Source organism: Prevotella sp. HMSC077E09, assembly GCF_001814685.1.
GTDB lineage: Bacteria > Bacteroidota > Bacteroidia > Bacteroidales > Bacteroidaceae > Prevotella > Prevotella oris.
The window spans coordinates 43,306-51,805 of sequence record NZ_KV817576.1 but is presented as its reverse complement, the minus strand read 5'-3'; the positions used below and the strand labels follow the sequence as shown (position 1 = coordinate 51,805).

Here is an 8,500-nt window from a genome sequence, read left to right as displayed (position 1 = left end):
CAAACCCGGTACGGGTTTTGTTTCTTCCAATTACGTGGTGGATACGAAAAAGCTGAACCCGTTCCGGGTTTATTTCATGCGTCTATTTAATCCCCACGTAGGCTCACTTCGCTCGCCAACGTGGGGCTTTCAAAAACACAACTCGTACCGAGTTGCGAATATGGAAAACGAAACATGTACTACAAATATAAGGCATTTAAGAGCACAACTCGTACCGAGTTGCTGTCTTTTTCATTGCTCATTGCCTTCATTTTCATAGGGAAACAGCTCGTTTCTCACTCCAAATCCGATAGTATGTCAATGTGCTTCGAGCCAGTTTTTTCCCCATCCTGCATCGGCAGTCAATGGCACTTGGAGTTGATAAGCACCTTGCATCTCTTCAAGGACAATCTTTTCTACACGCTCTTTTTCATCGGGATAAACTGAGAAGTTAAGTTCATCGTGCACCTGAAGTATCATCTTTGAACGGATATTTTCGGCCTTAAAACGCTGCCAGATGCGTATCATGGCAATCTTGATGATATCGGCTTCGGAGCCTTGTATAGGCGCATTGATGGCATTCCGCTCGGCAAAACCGCGCACAGTACTGTTTTTCGATGTGATATCGGGTAGGTAACGGCGGCGTCCGAAGAGTGTTTCGGCATATCCTTTCCGGCGTGCTTCTTCCTTGGCTTGCTCCATATAAGCACGCACTTTGGGGAAGGTGGCGAAATAACCTTCTATGAGTTCGCGGGCTTCTCTGTTATCTATTTCCATGCGTTGTGCTAATCCGTAGGTCGTTATTCCATAGATGATGCCGAAGTTTGCCTGCTTGGCTTTCTTGCGTTCTTCCGATGTTACATCGGCTATATCCTTATGCCATATCTTGGCAGCTGTGGCAGCATGGATGTCAAAACCCTGCCGAAAGGCCTCTATCATGTTCTCATCACCACTGAGATGAGCCATGATGCGAAGCTCAATCTGAGAATAGTCGGCAGAGAAGAACATGCAATCTTGTTCTGGAACAAAACATTTCCTGATTTCCTTTCCGTCTTCACTTCGCACGGGAATATTCTGCAAGTTAGGGTCGCTCGAGGATAGTCTTCCGGTGGCGGTAAGGGCTTGATTGAACGAAGTATGTATGTGTCCGGTGCGCTTGTTGATAAGTTTCGGGAGTGCTTCCACGTAGGTTCCGAGCAGTTTCTTTAGCCCTCTGTAGTCCAATATGTCTGCAACAATAGGGTGTTTTGCACGGAGTGACTGCAACACTTCCTCATTGGTAACATATTGTCCCGTTTTAGTTTTCTTCGGTTTCTCCATGATCTGCATCTTTCCGAAGAGGATATCACCCACTTGTTTCGGGCTTGAGATGTTGAATGTCTCGCCGGCTTTCTCATAAATCTGTTGCTCAAGGCGGTTCATTCTCTCTGTAAATATCATCGAGGTATCATGGAGTGCATCGGTATCTAAACGCACGCCATTCAGTTCCATATCGGCAAGTACGGGCACGAGCGGCATCTCAATGTTCCAGAAGAGGTTTTCAGTTCCGGTCTCTTTCAGCTTGGGTTCGAGCACGTTTTTAAGCTGAAGCGTGATGTCTGCGTCTTCAGCGGCATACTCATACACGTCTTTCGGGTCAAGATCGCGCATCGACTTCTGATGCTTTCCGCGTGGCCCAATGAGTTCATCGATATGGATTGTCTTGTAGTGGAGTAGTGTCTCGGCCATGTAATCCATGTTGTGATGCAACTCGGGTTGAATGACATAATGGGCCAACATCGTATCAAACATTTTGCCTCCGAGGGTCACTCCGTAGTTTTTCAGCACCTCATAATCATACTTCAAGTTTTGTCCAATCTTCAAGATTGACGGATCTTCATAGACTGGTTTGAAGATATTAACATATTGCAAGGCTTCTTCACGGTCGTTAGGAATAGCAACATAAAACGCTTTATGTTCCTCAACAGCGAAGCACAAGCCTACCAATTCGGCATCAATTGCATTGGTTGAAGTCGTTTCTGTATCTAAACTGAGAATTCGTTTTGTCCTGAAAAAGTCACAAATTCTATGTGCTTCTTCTTGATTTTCAATCAGTTGATAGTCGTGTTTAATGGTTTTAAGGCTCTCAAAACTCGCGTTTTCTGAAGCAACTTGACTCTCGTGCGGATTTACAGCAAATAAATCGAGCTCCGAATTAACTGATTTTTGCTTTTGTTCTGTTTTATTTAAGATCTTATTTGCAAGCGACTTAAATTCTAACTCGGCGAAGATTTCACTCAGTTTCTGCTCATCTGGTGCTTGAAGTTGCAATTCGTCAAGATTGAGTTCAACGGGAACATCTGTCCGGATAGTTGCGAGAAACTTCGACATCTTGATATCTTCGATGGCGCCTTCCACCTTTTCACGCATTTTACCTTTCAGCTTGTCAGTGTGTGAAATGAGTTCATCGATGGAACCAAACTCATTGATAAGTTTCACCGCAGTCTTCTCTCCGACCCCCGGACAACCGGGGAAATTGTCGGCCGAGTCGCCCATTAAAGCCAGCAAGTCGATAACCTGGGCTGGGGTAGAGATGCCATATTTCTCTGCAATCTCCTGTTCACCGATGATGTCATAGCCACCACCATGGCGCGGGCGATACATGAAAACATTCTCTCGGATGAGTTGACCGTAGTCTTTATCGGGCGTGAGCATATAGGTTGCGATGCCCTCCTTGCCGGCTTTTGTGGCCAATGTCCCGATGACATCATCGGCTTCAAAGCCTTCAACTTGAAGGATAGGAATATGGAAAGCGCGCAGGATATCCTTGATGAAAGGCACGCTGAGCGTGATATCCTCGGGCGTTTCCTGACGTTGAGCCTTGTAGGGTGGGAAGGCTTCATGACGGAAAGTCTTGCCAAGATCGAAAGCAACACCGATATAAGTAGGTTTTTCTTTCGTGATAATTTCATTGAGGGTGTTGACAAACCCGAGGATAGCCGAAGTGTTTAAGCCCTTGGAATTGATGCGTGGAGCACGGATAAGAGCGTAATACGACCTGAATATCAACGCGTAAGCGTCTAAGAGAAATAATTTGTTCATAGTTGTTTTATTTGGTGTAAAATTACAAAAAAATAAGCATAAATCCTGTTTTTATACTATTATTACCATAAAAAATGATTATTTTTGTAACCAATAAAAGGAATAATGGACTATTTATCACTCATCAAAGAGCCGATTTCAGCAGAGCTTGAAGACTTTATATCGCTTTTCAATCAGTCGCTTTCACATGATGAAGGGCTGTTATCTCAGGTGCTGGTGCATATCCGTCAGCGCGGAGGAAAGCGCATGAGGCCGATGCTGATCCTGCTGATGGCGAAGAACTTCGGCCGTGTTTCCAGTGTGACTCAGCATGCGGCAGTAGGTCTGGAGTTGTTGCATACGGCGAGTCTTGTGCATGATGATGTCGTAGATGAAAGCAGTGAGCGACGCGGACAGGCCAGTGTGAACGCCTTATATGATAATAAGGTGAGTGTCTTGGTGGGTGATTTCATTCTTTCTACAGCCTTGCTTTATGTGTCGAAAACGCATTCAGAAGTCATCGTGAGATATCTTTCGGAACTCGGACGCACGCTCTCTGACGGTGAAATTCTACAGTTGACGAATATCCGGAACGAGGCAATCACCGAGACCGCTTATTATGAAATCATCAAGCGAAAGACTGCAGCTTTGTTCGAAGCCTGTGCTGCTATCGGTGCAGAGAGTGCGGGAGCAAGTCATGACGACGTTGAGGCGGCAAGGAAATTCGGCCAGAATCTCGGCATCATCTTCCAGATCAGAGACGATATTTTCGACTATTATGACTCGAAAGAGATAGGTAAACCCACAGGCAATGATATGCTTGAAGGCAAGCTGACACTGCCGGTTATCCATGCTCTGAAGTCGACAGGAAACGCAGAAATGATGATGCTTGCACGCAAAGTGAAAGCACGTGAGGTGAAACAGAGTGAAATCAATCAGCTCGTGGCATTCACCAAAGAGAACGGGGGCATTGAATATGCCGACCAACAAATGTGGAAATTCCATGCCGATTGCATGCGGTTTATTGACGAAAGAGTAGGGGATAGCGCCATAAAAACGGCCTTGAAAGCTTATCTTGACTTTGTGATAGAGAGGAAGAGTTAGTGAAGCCTCACCCCCAACCCCTCTCCAAGGAGAGGGGAGAACAAACTTGAGACTTTTTCAAGAGTTAGGAATGATGATTTGCTTTTATTGATTTCGATAATCTATTGATTATCAACGCTCTGGCATATGATATGAAGTAGCGTTGCAAAATGACTTGTTTTACCTTGTAACTTGCGTCATTTTACGCGCTCATATGACGCAAGTTGCGTGGTAAAGTGACGCAAGTTGCAACGCATATTCACAGTAATGGTTTCTTCAACTTCTATATGTCACTTTTCCAGAAGCCTTTACAAGTATTTTTATTTCTATTTGGAAGGAAAGAAAACACGTTTGTATTGCCTTTCCAATTCATAGTTCTTGTCTTTACATATTATAGGATGAAGCACTCCATCCCCCTTTAGCGAGGGTCGGGGATGGGTTTCAATTCGTAGTCGAGTCTTGGGTTTAAGGGTTTTGAATAGTCCTTGATTTCAAAATAGTTGCGTCGACTTTCAATGGCATTGTCTGTCATGCCATACAGCAGTTTGTTGCTTGTGTCGATGATACCATACTTACGCTCTTTTTCAATGATAAGCATGCTGGGTTTTAAAGTGCTTTTGATATTGTCATATATAAAGGGAACAAGGGCTTCATTCCTACTGTTGACGACACCGTATCGTCCTTCTTTTTGTGCGATGAAGTTATCACTTCCTTCGATGTTTTGTACTCTTTTGTATTCCCATGGAAGCAGGGTTTGCTCTTTGCGAGGATCAAAAGGTGTTACGAAAGGCTCTTTGTGGAGGTATAAATAGTTGGAGTCAGATTTGCTGTTCTCATCGTAGAAGGACGTGATGATGCGTTTGGAGCGCAGACTGAAAAGCTGATATCCCTGTGCGGTTTCTACCTCAATGATGTCTTTGAATGCCGTTCGCAGAATGCCACCGTATTTGATAGGCAGGATAATTTTATTGTTGAGATCGACGATACCGAAATTACCGTTATCGTGGGCAATAAAGAATATGGGGGTATTCTCGTCTTCATAGCTTGTCAATTGGAGTCTATTTTTATACTGAGCCTTTATGCGTGTGTGTCCGTCTTCATCGATAATGCCCCATAAATTACCTTTCTTAAAGCTGTAATATCTTTTGTTTTTACCGTTCTCACGGTGGAGAAAGGGGATTTCATACTTGCTGATGGTGATGCCTTTTACGAGGTGTTCATCGTTGAGAAGATAGTCGGTAGCCGATGCTTTCTCTAATGCCCAATAACCATCACGGTATTGTATCTTGTCGTATTGGGTCGGGAGGATAGGTTTACCATTGTCATCGCAAAGGCCATACTTATCTTTCTTGACGATGAAGAAATCGTATTTGTCGCTTTCTTTCCTTCTAATGACGCTGATTTTCTTGTAGTTTGTGGGCAGAACTTGCCTGCCGTTTGACCGGCACAAGCCTGCTTTCCCGTCTTTTGTGATGTGCCAATAATCTTTGTATATATGCTCTATATTGTCGTATTCAATGGGGATACACGGCTCACCGCTCATGAAATAGATACCGTGTTTGCCGTTTTTGATGATATAATAGAAGACGTCACTGATCGTAAAAATCGTGTCGGCATCAGCGATAATGGGTTTATTGTCGTGATCAGTCAGGCAATATTTCCCATCTTTCTGCCGGCTGATATTGGCTATTTCTTTATATTCTGCACTGATTTGAACATCTTGTGCATGGACAATCACTGTTGAGAATGCCATGAAAAGCATGAGGATTACAATCTTTTTCATAGGGATATGGGCTTTATGATGCATGATTTTTATTTGATTTCCTTGAGGTTATAGTCAAGAACCTTGATGATTTTGTCGGTTGAGGCATCACGGATTTCTATACGATCATATTCATTAACAATGTTGTTATTGCTGAAAGGATATACCGTTTCATTCTTTGTATTGACGATTCCATACTTATTATCACGTTCAATTATGAACAGATTAGGATTGCAGGTGGGGTCAATATACTGGTAATCAAGTGGGATACATACTTTGTCTTTGCTGTTAACGACACCTTCTTGTTGGTCTTTCTCTACAATGAAGAAATCACCTTCATAGGCACAGTCTATAGAAGTGTATTTGAAAGGGAAAAGAACCAGTTCAGTATCTGCATCAAATACTGTTTTTAAGTAGTCTTTTGTAAGGATATAATAATGACCTTTGTTCTCTATCTTTTCATAGTTGAAATCGGTGAGAAAGCATTTTTTTGCAAGACTGTATAGTCTTTTCCCTTCTTTAGTTTCGAGTTCTAACAAGCCTTTATAGTTCTTTCGCGTGATTTCTTTATATTGAAAAGGGACAACAATACTATTGTCTGTTTCGATAATGCCATAGTAATTATCTTTGCAGGCCAAGAGCTTGATAGGTTGATTTTCAGCTTCATATTTGATTAAACTCAGCTGTTGATCATATTGTGGCGTAATTATCGTGTGCCCATTCCCATCCATAAGTCCCCATAGTCCATTTTTTTCGTATGGATAATAGACAATTAAATCATCATCTTTCCGATAGCTAATACCATTTATTTCATCTGCAAGGGTAGCATCTTTTACAGTACTTCCGTTGTTGAAAATATATTCAAAGGGGTAGCCTTTCGTGAGTTTCCAATGGTCATCTTTTGCTTCAATCTTTGTATACTCGGTTGGAACAACCATGTTTCCTTTGCTGTCACAAAGACCATATTTTTCTTTTTTCACTATGAAGTGAGGCGGCTTGTCATAGTTGTTTTGCCATTCAACAGTGATTTCATCATAGACAGGAGGGAGAACCTGCTTGCCTTCATAGGTGAATATCCCTTTATACCTTCCTTTTGTCACAATCCAAAAAGTGCCAGTATACGCATCTATATCATCATAATTGAGTGGAATACACGGTGTTCCATTCAGGAGGAAAAGCCCAACTTTTCCTCCTTTTTTCACTTTAATGAAGCTATCTCGTACTCTTTGAACCGTATCTATATCGACTGCTACGGGTTTATCGTTGTCATTGAATATACGATATTTTCCGTTGGATTGAACAATTATATTTTGCTTTTGATGTGGAGTCAAAAAGTCAGATATCTCTTGTGCATGGACAATCATTGTTGAGAATGCCATGAAAAGCATGAGGAATGCAATCTTTTTCATAGGAATATGGGCTTTATGATGCATGATTTTTATTTGATTTCCTTAAGATTATAATCCAATTTCTTAATGATTTTATTCGCTTTGGGGACTTTGAGTTCAAAATAGTTACTATGCACTTCTATACGATTATCCGTCATGCCATATAGCAGTTTGTTATTGATGTCGATGATACCATACTGATTGTTTTTCGTAATCACCAACATATTGGGTCTATTAGTACTTATCATGTCTTCGTATATAAACGGAACAAGTACTTTGTTTTCGCTGTTGACAACGCCAAAGAGCCTATCTTTCTTTACTGCGAAGTTATGACTTCCTGGGATATTGTAGACTGTACTGTATTCCCATGGCAGTATGATTTGCTCCTTTTGAGGGTCGAACGGTGTTTTGAAATGCGCTTTTGACAGATAGATATAATTGGCATCTGATGTGCTCTCTTCGTAATAAAACGGTGTAATGATACGGTTCGATTGCAGGTTGAAGAGTTGCCATCCTTCTGTGGTTTCAACCTCAATGATATATCCTAATGCTGTTTTAACGATGCGATGATACTCGAAGGGCAGAATGATTTCATTCTCAAAATTGATGATTCCACATTTTTCTTTGTTATAGGCAATGAGGCGAATGGGGGAGTTCTCGTTGAGATGGTTTACCAACCGAAGATATTTCTGATATTGAGCCGGTATGCGTATGCGCCCATCTTCATCGATTATTCCCCATAAATTGCCTTTCTTGAAATCATAGTACTTCTTTGTTTGCCCGTTTTCTTGGTGGAGAAAAGGAATGTCATAGTAGTTGATTGTAATGCCTTTCACGAGTTCCCCACTTTTGAAAAGGCAGTCTGTGGTCGATGAATTCTCTAATATCCAGTAATCATCACGGTGGCGAATCTTGTCGTATTGGGTCGGGAAGATAGCTTTACCATCACTATCAAGGATGGCATATTTATCTTTCTTGACGATGAAGAAATCGTATTTGCCAGATTCTTCCCTTCTAAGGATGCAGATATCTTTATAGTTTGTGGGGAAAATCTGATTGCCGTTTGACCAGCATAGGCCAACTTTCCCGTCCTTAGTTGTAAGCCAATAGTTTGTGTATAGTCGTTCTATATCGTCGTATTCTATTGGAATACATTGCTTTCCGCTTTTGTAATATATGCCATGTTTGCCGTTCTTGATGACGTGATAGAAAACATTACTGGTTGGGA

5 protein-coding genes are annotated in these 8,500 nt (G+C 41.9%); 1 reads left to right on the top strand and 4 read right to left on the bottom strand.

Going from position 1 to position 8,500, the window contains the following annotated elements:
• Positions 1-297: 297 nt before the first annotated feature.
• Positions 298-3,060: a DNA polymerase I gene (gene polA, locus HMPREF2983_RS09385; protein WP_070667863.1), complete on the bottom strand. Its 2,763-nt coding sequence runs from the start codon at positions 3,058-3,060 to the stop codon at positions 298-300.
• A gap of 105 nt (positions 3,061-3,165) precedes the next feature.
• Here polA and HMPREF2983_RS09380 point away from each other — a divergent pair, with 105 nt between their 5' ends.
• The gene (locus tag HMPREF2983_RS09380) at positions 3,166-4,143 is read left to right on the top strand and encodes a polyprenyl synthetase family protein (RefSeq protein WP_070667862.1); all 978 of its coding nucleotides are present in this window, start codon (positions 3,166-3,168) and stop codon (positions 4,141-4,143) included.
• Between the two features lie 397 nt (positions 4,144-4,540).
• On the opposite strand, the gene HMPREF2983_RS09375 is transcribed toward HMPREF2983_RS09380, so the two are convergent.
• From HMPREF2983_RS09375 to HMPREF2983_RS09365, 3 genes are all read right to left on the bottom strand, one after another.
• Positions 4,541-5,905, bottom strand: a complete 1,365-nt coding sequence (locus tag HMPREF2983_RS09375; protein WP_070667914.1) for a WG repeat-containing protein — start codon at positions 5,903-5,905, stop codon at positions 4,541-4,543.
• A gap of 29 nt (positions 5,906-5,934) precedes the next feature.
• Positions 5,935-7,293 carry a WG repeat-containing protein gene (locus tag HMPREF2983_RS09370; protein ID WP_070736627.1) on the bottom strand — a complete coding sequence of 453 codons (1,359 nt, stop codon included), beginning with the start codon at positions 7,291-7,293 and terminating at the stop codon, positions 5,935-5,937.
• Positions 7,294-7,322: 29 nt separating this feature from the next.
• The coding region (locus HMPREF2983_RS09365; RefSeq protein WP_070667860.1) for a WG repeat-containing protein at positions 7,323-8,500 on the bottom strand (1,178 nt) is incomplete at its 5' end.